The organism is Caulobacter sp. UNC279MFTsu5.1 (assembly GCF_900114015.1).
In the GTDB taxonomy this organism is placed as follows: domain Bacteria; phylum Pseudomonadota; class Alphaproteobacteria; order Caulobacterales; family Caulobacteraceae; genus Caulobacter.
In genome coordinates this window covers 86,320-99,707 of the sequence record NZ_FORN01000005.1, presented here as the reverse complement: position 1 = coordinate 99,707, position 13,388 = coordinate 86,320, and the positions used below count along the sequence as shown (strand labels likewise).

Annotated in this window: 12 protein-coding genes; 5 read left to right on the top strand and 7 right to left on the bottom strand. The window is 71.0% G+C overall.

Going from position 1 to position 13,388, the window contains the following annotated elements; genetic code table 11:
• Nucleotides 1–21: 21 nt before the first annotated feature.
• From BM066_RS04130 to BM066_RS04115, 5 genes are all read right to left on the bottom strand, one after another.
• Nucleotides 22–915, bottom strand: a complete 894-nt coding sequence (locus BM066_RS04130) for an EamA family transporter (RefSeq protein WP_018061668.1) — start codon at nt 913–915, stop codon at nt 22–24.
• Nucleotides 916–1,000: 85 nt separating this feature from the next.
• Entirely contained in the window at nt 1,001–1,147 is a 147-nt protein-coding gene (locus BM066_RS26325) for a hypothetical protein (protein ID WP_018061667.1), read from the bottom strand.
• 48 nt (nt 1,148–1,195) lie between these two features.
• Nucleotides 1,196–1,507, bottom strand: coding sequence for a hypothetical protein (locus tag BM066_RS04125; RefSeq protein ID WP_143093643.1), 312 nt, complete (start codon nt 1,505–1,507; stop codon nt 1,196–1,198).
• 65 nt (nt 1,508–1,572) lie between these two features.
• Nucleotides 1,573–1,770, bottom strand: a complete 198-nt coding sequence (locus BM066_RS04120) for a hypothetical protein (protein WP_018061665.1) — start codon at nt 1,768–1,770, stop codon at nt 1,573–1,575.
• 268 nt (nt 1,771–2,038) lie between these two features.
• Nucleotides 2,039–2,671, bottom strand: coding sequence for a TetR/AcrR family transcriptional regulator (locus BM066_RS04115; RefSeq protein WP_018061552.1), 633 nt, complete (start codon nt 2,669–2,671; stop codon nt 2,039–2,041).
• A 343-nt stretch (nt 2,672–3,014) separates the two neighbouring features.
• Between BM066_RS04115 and BM066_RS04110 the strand changes: the two genes are divergently transcribed.
• The 5 genes from BM066_RS04110 (at nt 3,015) to BM066_RS04085 (ending at nt 11,347) form a co-directional block, all read left to right on the top strand.
• Nucleotides 3,015–3,995, top strand: coding sequence for an efflux RND transporter periplasmic adaptor subunit (locus BM066_RS04110; RefSeq protein ID WP_018061551.1), 981 nt, complete (start codon nt 3,015–3,017; stop codon nt 3,993–3,995).
• 211 nt (nt 3,996–4,206) lie between these two features.
• On the top strand, nt 4,207–7,278 hold the full coding sequence (locus BM066_RS04100) for an efflux RND transporter permease subunit (protein ID WP_018061550.1): 3,072 nt from the start codon (nt 4,207–4,209) through the stop codon (nt 7,276–7,278).
• Between the two features lie 204 nt (nt 7,279–7,482).
• Nucleotides 7,483–9,132: a phytoene desaturase family protein gene (locus BM066_RS04095; protein ID WP_018061549.1), complete on the top strand. Its 1,650-nt coding sequence runs from the start codon at nt 7,483–7,485 to the stop codon at nt 9,130–9,132.
• A gap of 157 nt (nt 9,133–9,289) precedes the next feature.
• The gene (locus tag BM066_RS04090) at nt 9,290–10,465 is read left to right on the top strand and encodes an aromatic ring-hydroxylating oxygenase subunit alpha (RefSeq protein WP_018061548.1); all 1,176 of its coding nucleotides are present in this window, start codon (nt 9,290–9,292) and stop codon (nt 10,463–10,465) included.
• A 288-nt stretch (nt 10,466–10,753) separates the two neighbouring features.
• Nucleotides 10,754–11,347, top strand: coding sequence for a TetR family transcriptional regulator C-terminal domain-containing protein (locus tag BM066_RS04085; RefSeq protein WP_018061547.1), 594 nt, complete (start codon nt 10,754–10,756; stop codon nt 11,345–11,347).
• A 131-nt stretch (nt 11,348–11,478) separates the two neighbouring features.
• Here the strand turns inward: BM066_RS04085 and BM066_RS04080 are convergent, their stop codons facing one another.
• Together BM066_RS04080 and BM066_RS04070 are read right to left on the bottom strand one after the other, a co-directional pair.
• On the bottom strand, nt 11,479–11,718 hold the full coding sequence (locus tag BM066_RS04080) for a hypothetical protein (protein ID WP_026176482.1): 240 nt from the start codon (nt 11,716–11,718) through the stop codon (nt 11,479–11,481).
• Nucleotides 11,719–12,074: 356 nt separating this feature from the next.
• Nucleotides 12,075–13,352 (bottom strand): Xaa-Pro dipeptidase, encoded by a 1,278-nt coding sequence (locus tag BM066_RS04070; RefSeq protein ID WP_018061545.1) that lies wholly within the window; start codon nt 13,350–13,352, stop codon nt 12,075–12,077.
• Nucleotides 13,353–13,388: the final 36 nt, after the last annotated feature.

The following is a 13,388-nucleotide window of genomic DNA, read 5'->3' as shown; positions in this document are numbered from 1 at the left end:
GAGTTATAAAGATCGCGAAGGTCAGTCGTGCAGCGGCGCCTCGACCGGCTTGCGCGACGGGTCGGTGGCCACGGTCCCGACCGAGGCGGCGATCACGAAGGCGATGGCCAGCCATTGGCGGGCCGCCAGGTGCTCGCCCAGCACCAGCAGGCCGGCCAGGGCCCCGACCGCCGGCTCCAGGCTCAGCATCACCCCGAAGCTGCGCTTGGAGATGGCCCGCATGGCGACCATCTCCAGCGAATAGGGAATGGCGCTGGAGACCACCGCCGCCGCCAGGCCCAGGCCCAGGGCGATGGGGTTCAGCAAGGCCGCCCCGGCCGTCGCCACGCCGACCGGCGCCACGACCAAGGCCGCCGTCGCCATGCCCAGGGCCACCGAGCGGCCGCCGTGCAGATGCCCGGTCCGCTGGCCGGCCACGATGTACAGCGCCCAGAACACCGCCGCCGTCGCGGCGAAGGCCACGCCGACCGGGTCGAGGTTCAGGCTGGCGTCGCCCAGCGGCAGCAGCAGGCCAAGCCCCGCCGCCGCCAGGCCGATCCAGGCGAAATGGAGCGGCTTCCTGGCATGGAGCAGGGCCAGGCACAGCGGGCCGGTGAACTCGATGGCGATGGCCAGGCCCAGCGGGATGGTGCGGAGGGCCATGTAGAAGCACAGGTTCATCGCCCCCATCACCGCCCCGTAGGCGACGACGGCGACCAGGTCCCTGCGGGTCATCGGCATACGCCAGGGTCGCCAGACCAGGCACAGCAGAAGGGCCGAGAACCCCACCCGATAGGCGCTGGCCCCCTGGGCCCCGACCAGCGGAAACAGCGTCTTGGCGAACGAGGTGCCGACGCTCAGCGACACCATGGCGCCGGCCAGGCACAGGTAGGGCAGGACGGCGCGAAGGCCGGCGGGCGCGGCGAGACGAGACATGCGGCGTCTCTAGCAGGGGCGGACGTCGAACGCGAAACGCCCGCCCCTCTCGGGGCGGGCGTCCGATCCAGCCTGGACGGCTAGATCAGCAGCACGGACCGCCGTTGCAGCAGGCCGCGCCGAGGGCGCAGCAGGCTTGAACGGCCTTGGTCACGGCGTCCGGCGCGACGGCGTAGGCGGCCGACGCCGAGGCGAGCAGCATCAGCGCCGCCGTCGAAAAGATACGTTTCATGATGAAATTCCGATTTCAGATTGAAGGAAGGTCGTTCTGAACTCGGCCTCACCTTGGCGGCGGAAGCTCCGGAGGCGGCGCGCGGCCTGGCGGCCAGCGGGACGGCGCGGGGGCGGCGGCCGCGAGGCCCGTCTCGACGGGTTCGGCCAGTTGCGTCTCGGGCGCGGCGATGATCTGACAGGCCACGACGCAGCCGTCCGGACACAGGGACTTGCCCAGGTCGTGGCACGGCGCCTCGGCGCAGCAGGGATCCATCGCCGTCGCGGCGACCGACATCGCCGGCGCGCCGATCAGCAGGATCGCGCCCAGGAGCATCAGCCCCCGCGCCCACCAGCTGGATTTCGCCGCACCACGCTTCATGCCGGCAGGTTGGCATGGTCCCGGCGCCCAGGAAAGCAGAACCGCTCCTTACGTAGCGCCGGCCCTCAGAACGCCTCGTCTTCCTCGACGCCTTCGTCGTCCTCGCCGCCCATGGCCGCTTCCAGGCTCTCGATGATGTCGTCCATCTGGTCCGGCGTGATCGAGACGTACAGCGCCTCACCGCCGACCGCCGAGACCAGCAGGCGGTAGCCGTCCTCGGTTTCCTGCAGGCTGAAGGTTTCGAGAAGCTGCAGCTTGGCCATGGTCGCGCTCCAGGCGGCGAAGGGGAAGGCGCCGATATAGGACGTGAGCGGTGTTTTCGTAACCCTCTCCCGCAGGCAGGGCTATCGCCTATGAGTTGCTGGGAAAGCTGTCATCCCGGACAAGCCCGGCGAAAGCCGGGCGCCGATCCGGGACCGCCGCAAGCGCCGAGTTCACGCGTCGGTCCCCGATCTTCGCGCTGCGCGCTTCGTCCAGGATGACAGCTGTTATTCGGGCCTATGCGATTGCCCTCTCCCGGAAGGGAGAAGACTATTTGAGCGCCCCGCGCCGCAGCATCGCCACATGCCCGCCGATCAACGCTTCGCGCTCGACCCAGGGGAACTCCGGCCGGGCGATCAGCAGCGAGGTCAGGCCGTGCAGGCCCGCCCACAGGGTCTGGGTCAGGCGCAGCGGGTCGTCGTCATGGGTCAGGCCGGCGGCGTGCAGGTCGGCGATCATCGCCACGAAGGCCTGGAAGGCCTCGATGCCCGCCGCCATCGGCCGGCCGCCGGTGCGGGCGTGGAACGCGCCGTCGTGGCTCTTCTCGATCATGAAGGCCACGCGGTAGGCGTCGGGCTGCTCCAGGCCGAAGTCGATATAGACCCGCATGGCCTTGTCGAAGGCCGCCGGGGTCGGGGTCCAGTCGGCCTTGCCGGCCGCCATCCGCGCCGACAGGGTGGCGAAGGCCCGCACGCACAGCTCGGCGATCAGGTCGTCCTTGGTGGCGAAATAGGCGTACAGCGCCGGCTGGCTGATCCCGGCCGCCTCGGCGATCTGCCGGGTCGAGACCGCATGGACGTCCCTGGCGCTGAACAGCTTCAGCGCCGCGTCGAGGATCTCCTCGCGACGCTCGGCGCCCTGACCCTTGGGCTTGCGAGGAGATCGGACCTGCGGCGACTTCATCGTTTCCGACCTTTCGCCGAGCGCGACCGGCTTGACAAGACACGATAATCTATCACTGATAACTTATCACCGATCTATAGTCGAGGGGCGGACTGTGCGTGGACGGATCGACCGCGGGCTCCCTGGATCCCTAATCGTTGTCATCCCGGAAGCCTCGCAGAGGCTGTCCGGGACCCAGGGGACTGGGCGACGCGGTGCGGTTCACCTGGATCCCGGACAAGCGCTGCGCGCTTTCCGGGATGACAACCGTTGGGGGGCGTCCGGCGCCGCCTTCGCCGCCCTCCTCGCCCTCGCCGCCTGCGGCCCCGCCAAGGCCCCCGCCGCCCCGCCGCCGCCCCAGGCGGTGGAGGCGGTCGCCGTCAGCGCCCCGCGCGCGGCCGGCGGGGTCACGGCCACCGGGACGCTGGAGCGCCGCCGCGAGATGGCGCTGTCGTTCCGCATCGCCGGGGTGCTGACCCGCGTCGCGGTCGAGGCCGGCGATCCCGTGCGGGCCGGCCAGGTGCTGGCGACCATCGACCCGGCCGCCGTCGACGCCCGCCAGCAGGCCTCGTCGGCCGACCTGGACAAGGCCCGCCGCGAACTGGACCGCGCCAGGACCCTCTACGCCAAGGGCTATGTGGCCAAGGCCCGGCTGGACGACGCCGAGAGCGCCGTGCGCTCGGCCAGCGCCGCCTACGGCGCCGCCGCCTTCGACCGGCGCTGGGCCCAGCTGGTCTCGCCCGCCTCGGGCGTGGTGCTGGAGCGCCGGGCCCAGGCCGGCGAGGTGGTGCAGCCCGGCCAGGCCGTGGTCAGCGTCGCCGACCTGAACAGCCCCCTGGTGCTGCGCGCGCCCCTGCCCGACCGCGATGTCGCCGGGATCGGGGTCGGCGCTCCGGTCGAGGTCACAGTCGACGCCCTGCCCGGCCAGGTGCTGGCCGGCCGCGTCACTCGCCTGGGCCAGTCGGCCGACGCCCGCACCGGCGCGGTGACGGTCGAGATCGAGGTCGCGGCCAGGCCCGAGCTGCGCAGCGGCCAGATCGCCACCGCCCGCCTGGCCCGCCGCGCGCCGGCCAGCCCCGGCCCCGCCTTCGCCCGCGTCCCCGCCGAGGCGGTGCTGGAGGCCAGCGGCGGCCAGGCGGCGGTGCTGCGGCTGGACAACGGCCCCGGGGGCATGAGAGCCCGTCGCACGCCCGTCCGGTTCGGCGGCTTCGACGGCGACGACGCCCTGGTCGCCGGCCTGCCCGACGGCGCGCGGGTGATCACCGCCGGGGCGGGGTTCGTCTCGGACGGGGATCGGGTGACGGTGACCGATCCGAAGGCCCTGGGCGGGAAGAGCGGGCGATGATGCGCGCCACCTTCCCCGCTGTGTCGCTCACCTCTCAGCCGTCATTCCCGCCCTTGTGGCGGGAACCCCTCTCTCCGCCGCAGGTGCGGAAGGGTGGCGCGCCGGCGCGCCAATGGACTTCACCGTCAGCTGAACCAGGGGTTCCCGCCACAAGGGCGGGAATGACGGCCGTAGAGGGGGTGCGCCCCACGCCACGGCGGGGGCCTTCGCGATGAAGTTCGACCTCGCCGGCTTCGCGGTCCATCGCTGGCAGTTCACCCTGGTCGCCTTCGGCCTGCTGGTGACGCTGGGGCTGAACGCTTTCCTGAACGTGCCGCGCTCGGAGGATCCGCACTTCCCGGTGCCGATCGTCATCATCCGCGCCGTGCTGCCCGGGGCCGAGCCCTCGGAAATGGAGCAGCTGGTCGCCGACCCGATCGAGGACGCGGTCGACGGCCTGGACAATATCGACAAGGTCGAGTCGACCAGCCTGGACGGGGCGGCGGTGATCCGCGTCCACTTCACCTGGGACGTCGATCCCGAGCGCAAATACGACCAAGTGGTGCGCGAGGTGAACGCCATCCGCGGCAACCTGCCGGCCGGCCTGGCGCGGCTGGACATCGACCGGGTCCGCACCACCGAGGTGGCCATCGTCCAGGTCGCCCTGACCAGCGACGTGCTGCCGATGCACCGGCTGGAGAAGGTGGCCGACCGGCTGCGCGAGCGGCTGGACCGCGTGCCCGGCGTGCGCCAGTCCCGCTACTACGGCGCGCCGCCGTCCGAGGTGCGGGTGTCGCTGGACCTGGCGCGGCTGTCGGCCCTGAAGCTGCCGGCGACGGCGGTGTCCGACGCCCTGAAGGCGGCCGGGGCCGAGGCCCCGATCGGCGCGGTCCAGGCCGGAGACCGGCGCTTCAATGTCAAGGCTGGCGGGGCCTTCCGTTCGCTGGACGTCGTCAGGGACACTCCCGTCCGCGCGATCGGCGGCCAGGTGGTGCGGGTGCGCGACGTCGCCGACGTGGCCTGGGCCCAGGACGAGCCGACCCACCTGGCGCGGTTCGACGGCCGGCGGGCGGTGTTCGTCACCGTCACCCAGAAGGACGGCCAGGACGTGGCCAAGATCACCAAGGCCGTCGACCAGGTGCTGGACGACTACCAGAAGACCCTGCCGGCCGGGGTCAAGCTGGAGCGCGGCTTCGTCCAGGCCCGCAATGTCGAGCATAGATTGACTAAGTTGTTCCGCGACTTCGGCATCGCCCTGCTCCTGGTGCTGGTCACCCTGCTGCCGCTGGGGCCGCGGGCCGGGCTGGTGGTGATGGTGTCGATCCCGCTGAGCCTGCTGATCGGCCTGGTGCTGCTGCAGGCCCTCGGCTTCACCCTGAACCAGCTGTCGATCGCCGGCTTCGTGCTGGCCCTGGGGCTGCTGGTCGACGACAGCATCGTGATCACCGAGAACATCGCCCGCCGCATCCGCGAGGGCGAGGAGCGGACGGCGGCCGCCGTCAACGGCGCCAATCAGATCGCCCTGGCGGTGCTGGGCTGCACGGCCTGCCTGATGCTGGCCTTCCTGCCGCTGATGGCCCTGCCGGCCGGGTCGGGGGCCTATATCCGGTCGCTGCCGGTGACGGTGCTGTGCACGGTCGGCGCCTCGCTGCTGGTGTCGATGACCATCATCCCGTTCCTGGCCAGCCGGGTGCTGGACAAGCGCTCCGACCCGGAAGGCAACCCGCTGCTGCGCGGGGTCAACGGCGCGATCCACCGCTTCTACCGGCCGGTGCTGCATTTCGGCCTGGCGCGGCCGTGGCTGAGCCTGGCGATCATGCTGGCGATCTGCGCCACCACGATCCCGATGCTGAAGATCATCGGCTCGTCCCTGTTCCCGGCCGCCGAGACCCCGCAGTTCCTGGTCCGGGTCGAGACCCCCGACGGCAGCCCCCTGGCCCGCACCGACCGCGCCCTGCGCTTCGTCGAGGCCCGCCTGCGCCAAGAGCCGGCGATCGCCTGGCGGGCGGCCAACCTGGGGCGCGGCAACCCGCAGATCTTCTACAACGTCACCCAGCGCGAGAGCGCCACCACCTATGGCGAGGTGTTCGTCAGCTTGAAGGCCTGGGAGCCGGGCCGGAGCGAGCAGGTGCTGGACCGCCTGCGCGCCGACTTCGCCCGCTTCCCCGGGGCGCGGATCAGCGTCGTCACCTTCGAGAACGGCCCGCCGATCGACGCGCCGGTGGCCGTGCGCCTGACCGGCCAGAACCTGGAGGTGCTGAAGGCCCTGGCCGCCCGGACCGAGACCATCCTGAAGGCCACGCCCGGCACGCGCGACGTCAACAACCCCGTGCGACTGGACCGCACCGACCTCGACCTCGGCGTCGACGAGGGCAAGGCCGCCGCCCTGGGCGTGCCGGCCGGCGCCCCGCGCCGCGCCGCCCGCCTGGCCCTGTCGGGCGAGGAGACCGGCCGCTTCCGCGATCCGGACGGCGACGACTACGCGGTCAAGGTGCGGCTGCCGATGGGGACGGGGCTCAGCGCGGTGGGCGCGCGCAACGCCCTGGCCGATCTCTCGAAGATCTACGTGCCCACCGCCGACGGCGAGGCCGCGCCGCTGGGTTCGATCGCCAGCCCGACCCTGCGCTCCAGCCCCGCGCGCATCGACCGCTTCGACCGCGAGCGGACGGTGACGGTGTCGTCCTACGTCCAGACCGGCCACCTGACGGCCAAGGTCACGGCCGACGTCGTCGCGCGCCTGGCCCGCGAGCTGCCCCTGCCGCCCGGCTACCGCCTGACCCTGGGCGGTCAGGCCGAGGCCCAGTCGGAAAGCTTCGCCGGCCTGGGCGCGGCGGTGATGGTGGCGGTGTTCGGCATACTGGCGGTGCTGGTCCTGGAGTTCCGCAAGTTCCGGACCGCCCTGGTGGTGGCCGGCATCATCCCGTTCGGCCTGTTCGGGGCCGTGGCGGCCCTGTGGATCACCGGCTATTCGCTGAGCTTCACCGCCACGATCGGGCTGATCGCCCTGATCGGCATCGAGATCAAGAACTCGATCCTGCTGGTCGACTTCACCGAACAGCTGCGCAAGGACGGCATGGGCCTGCACGACGCCATCGAGCGGGCCGGCGAGGTGCGGTTCCTGCCGGTGCTGCTGACGTCCGTCACGGCGATCGGAGGCTTGCTGCCGCTGGCGATGGAGGGCTCGGGCCTCTACTCGCCGCTGGCCATCGTGATCATCGGCGGGCTGATCACCTCGACGGTGCTGTCGCGGGTGGCGACGCCGGTGATGTACTGGCTGACGGCGCGGGGCGAGGAGCGCTCCTAGGGCTTAGCGCGGCTCACACTTGCCCCCTACGGATCGCTTCGCGATCGTCTTCCCCCAGAGGGGGAAGAGCGCTCAAGGCTCCGCCCCCTATGGGGGCGGACAGGCGACGAAGTCGCCAGGTGGGGGCAAGTGGGCGAGCCGCTGACTCCCCTTGCCTATTTTACACTCGTATAGCAACCTCCCTCCACCACCGGGGAGAACCACATGGCCGCCACCCAGCACCGCGACGCGATCATCATCGGCGGGGGCCACAACGGCCTGGTCTGCGCCTTCTACCTGGCCAGCGCCGGGCTGAAGGTCACGGTCTGCGAGGCCCGCGAGGTGGTCGGCGGAGCGGCCGTCACCGAGGAGTTCCACCCCGGCTTCCGCAACTCGGTGGCCAGCTACACGGTCAGCCTGCTCTCCCCCAAGGTCATCGCCGACATGGACCTGCACGGCCACGGCCTGCGGATCCTGGAGCGGCCGATCTCCAACTTCCTGCCGATCGACGACACCACCTACCTGAAGCTGGGCGGCGGGCTGGAGCGCACCCAGGCCGAGTTCCGCAAGTTCTCGCAAAAGGACGCCGAGCGCCTGCCGGCCTACTACGCCATGCTCGACGAGATCGGCGACGTGCTGCGCGACTTGGCCGGCGAGACCCCGCCGAATCTGGGCGACGGCCTGCCCGGCCTGCTGCGCGGCCTGCGCCAGGGCGGCCGGCTGGCGGGCCTGTCCCGCGAGCGCAAGCGCGACCTGCTGGACCTGTTCACCAAGAGCGCCCGCGACTTCCTGGACGGCTGGTTCGAGAGCGACGCGGTCAAGGCCAGCTTCGGCTTCGACGCCGTGGTCGGCAACTTCGCCAGCCCCGACACCCCCGGCTCGGCCTACGTTCTGCTGCACCACACCTTCGGCGAGGTGAACGGCAAGAAGGGCGCCTGGGGCCATGCGGTCGGCGGCATGGGGGCGATCACCCAGGCCATGGCCAAGGCCTGCCGCGCCAAGGGCGTGGAGATCCTGCTGGAGGCCAAGGTCGAGGGCGTCCATGTCGAGGACGCTCCGAAAGAGGGCGGCAAGCGGGTGGTCGGCGTGCAACTGGTCGACGGCCGCCAGATCATGGCCCCGATCGTCAGCTCCAACCTCAACCCCGCCCTGCTCTACGGGTCGCTGGTCGCCCCCTCGGCCCTGCCCGCCCCGTTCAGCAAGGCGATCAAGGGCTACAAGAACGGTTCGGGCACTTTCCGGATGAACGTGGCCCTGTCGGAGCTGCCGGACTTCGCCTGCCTGCCCGGCAAGGCGGTGGCCGAGCACCACCAGTGCGGGATCGTGATCTCGCCGACCCTGGACTACATGGACGAGGCCTATCGCGACGCCAAGGCGACCGGGATCAGCAGGCGGCCGATCGTCGAGATCCTGATCCCCTCGACCCTGGACGACAGCCTGGCCCCGCCCGGCCAGCACGTGGCCAGCCTGTTCTGCCAGCAGTTCGCCTGGGACCTGCCCGACGGCCGCAGCTGGGACGACGAGCGCGAGGCGGCCGCCGACCTGATCATCGACACGGTCGACCAGTGGGCCCCCAACTTCAAGGCCTCGGTCCTGGGACGGATGATCCTGTCGCCGGTGGATCTGGAGCGAAAGTTCGGCCTGGTCAACGGCGACATCATGCACGGCCACATGTCGCTGGACCAGCTGTGGGCGGCGCGGCCGGTGCTGGGCCACGCCAGTCATCGGGCCCCGATCAAGGGGCTCTACATGTGCGGCGCGGGGTGTCACCCCGGCGGCGGGGTGTCGGGCAATCCGGGGCGCAACGCGGCGCGCGAGATCCTGCGGGACCGGGACTTCGCGACGGCGGTGAAGCTGAGCCTGGTGGGGCGGTGATGGCAAAAAATTCCGCTCATCCCGGCGAACGCCGGGACCCAGATGGAATGGCTTTGAGGCTGACGCCAGGAACGCTGAGCTCTTCCAATCAGCAACCCGGCTTTGGGATCTGGGTCCCGGCATTCGCCGGGATGAGCGGTTTTGAAGAGGGCTTGAGATGGACCTGAACCGCCCCGCCTCCAACGCCGACCCCGACGCCGTCGATCCTGATGCGAACTGGGGCCTGCCCGGCTGGCTCTACGACAACGCCCGCTTCTTCCGCGAGGAGCAGGACAAGGTCCTGCGCCCCTCCTGGCAGATCGTCTGCCATCTGAACGACATCCCGAAAGCCGGCGACTTCCACACCTTCGACTTCCTGGGCGAGAGCACGGTGGTGGTGCGCGGCAAGGACGGCGGGGCGCGGGCCTTCGCCAATGTCTGCCGCCACCGGGCGGCGCGGCTGCTGGACGGTCCGTCCGGCCGGTGTGGCAAGGGGGGCGGCCGGATCGTCTGCCCCTACCACGCCTGGACCTACGCCCTGGACGGCCGGCTGGTCGGCGTGCCCTACGCCGAGACTTACCCTGCCCTGGAGATGGACAAACAGGGCCTGGCCCCGGTCCAGGTCGAGGTCTATCGCGGCTTCGTCTTCGTGCGGCTGGAGGGAGACGGCCCCAGCGTCGCCGAGATGATGGCCCCCTACGACCACGAGCTGGCGCCCTATCGCTTCGAGGAGATGGTCCCGTTCGGCCGCGTCACCCTGCGGCCGCGCGACGTCAACTGGAAGAACATCAGCGACAACTATTCCGACGGCCTGCACATCCCGATCGCCCACCCGGGTCTGACCCGGCTGTTCGGGCGCGGCTACGGCGTGGAGGCGGAAACCTGGGTCGACAAGATGTGGGGCCAGCTGATCGAGGAGCCGTCGCGCAACCCGTCCGAGCGGATGTACCAGCGGGTCCTGCCCGACGTCGGCCACCTGCCGCCCGAGCGCAAGCGCCTCTGGACCTATTTCAAGCTCTGGCCCAACCAGGCCTTCGACATCTATCCCGACCAGGTGGACTTCATGCAGTTCATCCCGGTCTCGCCGACCAAGACCCTGATCCGCGAGATCGCCTACGCCCTGCCCGACGACCGGCGCGAGATGAAGGCGGCGCGCTATCTGAACTGGCGCATCAACCGCCAGGTCAACGCCGAGGACACCGAGCTGGTGGCGAGGGTCCAGCAGGGCATGGCCTCGCGCAGCTTCACGGCCGGGCCGCTGGCGGAGACGGAGGTGTCTTTGCGCAGCTTCGGGCGGAAGCTGCGGGCCCTGATCCCCCAGGCCAGGCTGCACCGGCCGCCGGAGGGGTGGTAGCCGCCTTGACGCCCCCTCCGTCACGCCGCCGCGCGACGCGCCACCTCCCCCGCCTTGCGGGGGAGGAGAAGAAGCGCCGCATCCTCCTCACTCGTGAAACGGGGGAGGCGGCGCGATGCGAATACGCATCGTGACGGAGGGGGCGTCCGCGCAAAGCGGTTGTCATCCCGGGCGTAGCGAAGCGAAGACCCGGGACCGCAGGAAGCGCCCCGCTCTGGCGTCGGTCCCGGATCGGCGCGCCGCGCGCTTGTCCGGGATGACAGCCTCTTTGGATGCTGGGCTCCAGCCGTGAGCACCCGCGCCCCCTTCACCCGCGAGGCCCCCGACGTCCGTCGCACCGCCCTGATCGAGGCCGCCGCCCGGGTGTTGGCGGCGCGGGGCGTGGCCGGGGCGTCGGTGCGGACGATCTGCGCCGAGGCGGGGGTCAGCGCCGGCCTGCTGCGGCACTATTTCGACGGCGTCGACGCCCTGGTCGCGGCGACCTACGAGGCGACCGGGACGCGGATCGACGCGGCGCTGGAGGCGGCGGTCGCGGCCGCCGGGGCCGATCCCCGCGCGCGGCTGTCGGCCTATCTGACCGCCAGCTTCGCCCCGCCGGTGCTGGACCCGGACCTGCTGGCCACCTGGCTGGCCTTCTGGAGCCTGGTCAAGATCGATCCCGCCATCGCCGCCATCCACCGGCGGACCTATGCCGGCTATCGGGCGCGGCTGGAGGAGCTGCTGGGCGCCTGCGACCCGAAGGTCGACGCACGGCTGGCCGCTATCGGCCTGACGGCCGTGGTCGACGGCCTGTGGCTGGAGCTGTGCCTGGACGCCACGGTGTTCACCCCGGCCGAGGCGGGGACGATCGCCGAACGGCTGGCGGCGGGGTACTTGAGGTAACTTGCCCCTACGGGCCGCTGCGGGGCCGTCTTCCCCTAGGAGGGGAAGAGCGCGAGGCTCCGCCCCCCTGGGGGCGGACAGACCGCGAAGCGGTCAGGTGGGGGCAAGTCGGCGAGCCCCCACCTTTTTTCTTAAGCCGCCGCCTGGGCGCCCAGGTTGGTGCGGCCCCAGCTGGTGCGGCGGACTTCGGGTTCAGCGACGTGGACCCGGGCGGTCTTGCCCTGGGTGCGCATGTGGCGGGCCAGCATCTCGGCGACGCCGACGGCTTCCGGCTGGCAGGGATAGGAGCCGATCAGGTCGGGAGCGTCGTTCCAGGTGACGTGCCAGACGCCGGAGACGGGTCGAACGAAGTAGGTATGTTCGTTGGCCATGATGCTCACTCCTCGGTTCACTCTAGCGTCGGTCTTACAGCGACTGCATGACAGCTGTTTCAATGCTGCACAGCAGCATCTTGTTGCATTGCACACTGCAGGAGCCGCGCCAAGAGGACCAATGGTGAATCCGGCAGCAACAATAAGGCGTCTGGGGATAAATCGCGATGGAATGGCGCGCCCGACGCCCCCTCTCCCATCGGGAGAGGGAGGGACCCGCCGCGCAGCGGTGGGAGGGTGAGGGGGTTGTGAGTCCGACGGCGTGCCGGCACGCCGGTTGAGGGCGTAACCCCTCATCCTCCCACGCCTGACGGCGCGGGCCCCTCCTTCTCCCTATGGGAGAAGGTCCAGGGCTCCTACTCCCTCACCACCACCCCGCCCTTCATCACCGCGCCGACATGCTCCAGCACCGAGACGTCGGCCAGGGCGTCGCCGTCAACGGCGATCAGGTCGGCGTAGCGGCCGGGAGCGACGGCGCCGACGTCGGCCTTCTTCATCAGCTCGGCGGCCACGGTCGTGGCCGACTGGATGGCCTGCATCGGGGTCATGCCGTAGCGGACCATGTACTTTATCTGCCGGGCGTTCAGCCCGTGGGGATAGACCCCGGCGTCGGTGCCGTAGGCGATCTTGACCCCGGCCTTCACGGCCTTGCGGAAGCCCTCGCGCTGGGCCTCGGTGGTCTCGTAATTCTTGCGCAGGGTCTCGGCCGGCCAGCCGTGGGCCTTGCCGTAGGCGTCGATCCAGTCGCCGTCATAGATGTCGGCCACCAGGAACACGCCCCTGGCCTTCATCATGGCGATGGCCTCGTCGTCCATCAGCGAGCCATGCTCGATCGAGCGCACCCCGGCCCGCATGGCCGACTTCATGCCCTCGGCCCCGTGGGCGTGGGCGGTGGCGTAGGTCCCGCGGCGGGCGGCCTCCTCGACGGCGGCCCGCATCTCGTCCTCGGTCAGCTCCTGCTGGCCCGGCTCGGTGCCGACGGTCAGGACCGCGCCGGTGGCGATCAATTTCAGGAAGTCGGCGTGGTGGGCCAGGATGTTGGCCGCCTTGCGGTGGGCGTCGGCGGCGTCCTCGACCACGCCGGCCCGCATCTCGTCGGGCAGCCGGACGTCGCCGGCCACGCCGGTGATCTCGCCCCCGCCGCCGGGGACGGTGATGTAGGCCCCGGCCACCGACATCCGCGGTCCGGGCACCAGGCCGGCGTTGATGGCGTCGCGCAGGGCCACGTCGCCGAAGGCCCGCCAGGTGCCGACGTCGCGGACACTGGTGAAGCCGGCCTCCAGCGTGACCCGGGCGTGGGCGGCGCCGATATAGGCCTGGTAGGCGGCGGTGGTCAGCAGCGGCTCGGCGACGTTCTCGGTCTGCTCCTGGTCGACCAGGTGGGTGTGCATGTCGATCAGGCCCGGCAGCACCATGCGCCGGGACCAGTCGATGACCCGGCCGTCGGTCGGGGCGGTCTTCCACGGCGCGACCGCGACGACGCGCTCGCCGTCGATGGTGATCAGCTGGTCGGTCAGGACCTTGCCCTGCAGGGTGTCGACCAGCTTGCCGGCGTGGACGTAGAGCGGGGCGGCTTGCGCGGCGAGCGGCGCGAGCGTCAGGGCGGCGGCCGCTAGGATGGTGCGGATCATCATGCGCGATCTCTCTTTAAACCGCTCATCCCGGCGAAT

Bases quoted from the DNA above. Each gene is read 5' to 3' on its own strand.
- BM066_RS04120 (WP_018061665.1), bottom strand. From the start codon at position 1,770: ATGGCCAAGCTGCAGCTTCTCGAAACCTTCAGCCTGCAGGAAACCGAG.
- BM066_RS04070 (WP_018061545.1), bottom strand. From the start codon at position 13,352: ATGATGATCCGCACCATCCTAGCGGCCGCCGCCCTGACGCTCGCGCCG.
- BM066_RS04125 (WP_143093643.1), bottom strand. From the start codon at position 1,507: ATGAAGCGTGGTGCGGCGAAATCCAGCTGGTGGGCGCGGGGGCTGATG.
- BM066_RS04080 (WP_026176482.1), bottom strand. From the start codon at position 11,718: ATGGCCAACGAACATACCTACTTCGTTCGACCCGTCTCCGGCGTCTGG.
- BM066_RS04100 (WP_018061550.1), top strand. From the start codon at position 4,207: ATGAAGTTCGACCTCGCCGGCTTCGCGGTCCATCGCTGGCAGTTCACC.
- BM066_RS04090 (WP_018061548.1), top strand. From the start codon at position 9,290: ATGGACCTGAACCGCCCCGCCTCCAACGCCGACCCCGACGCCGTCGAT.
- BM066_RS04130 (WP_018061668.1), bottom strand. From the start codon at position 915: ATGTCTCGTCTCGCCGCGCCCGCCGGCCTTCGCGCCGTCCTGCCCTAC.
- BM066_RS26325 (WP_018061667.1), bottom strand. From the start codon at position 1,147: ATGAAACGTATCTTTTCGACGGCGGCGCTGATGCTGCTCGCCTCGGCG.
- BM066_RS04115 (WP_018061552.1), bottom strand. From the start codon at position 2,671: ATGAAGTCGCCGCAGGTCCGATCTCCTCGCAAGCCCAAGGGTCAGGGC.
- BM066_RS04095 (WP_018061549.1), top strand. From the start codon at position 7,483: ATGGCCGCCACCCAGCACCGCGACGCGATCATCATCGGCGGGGGCCAC.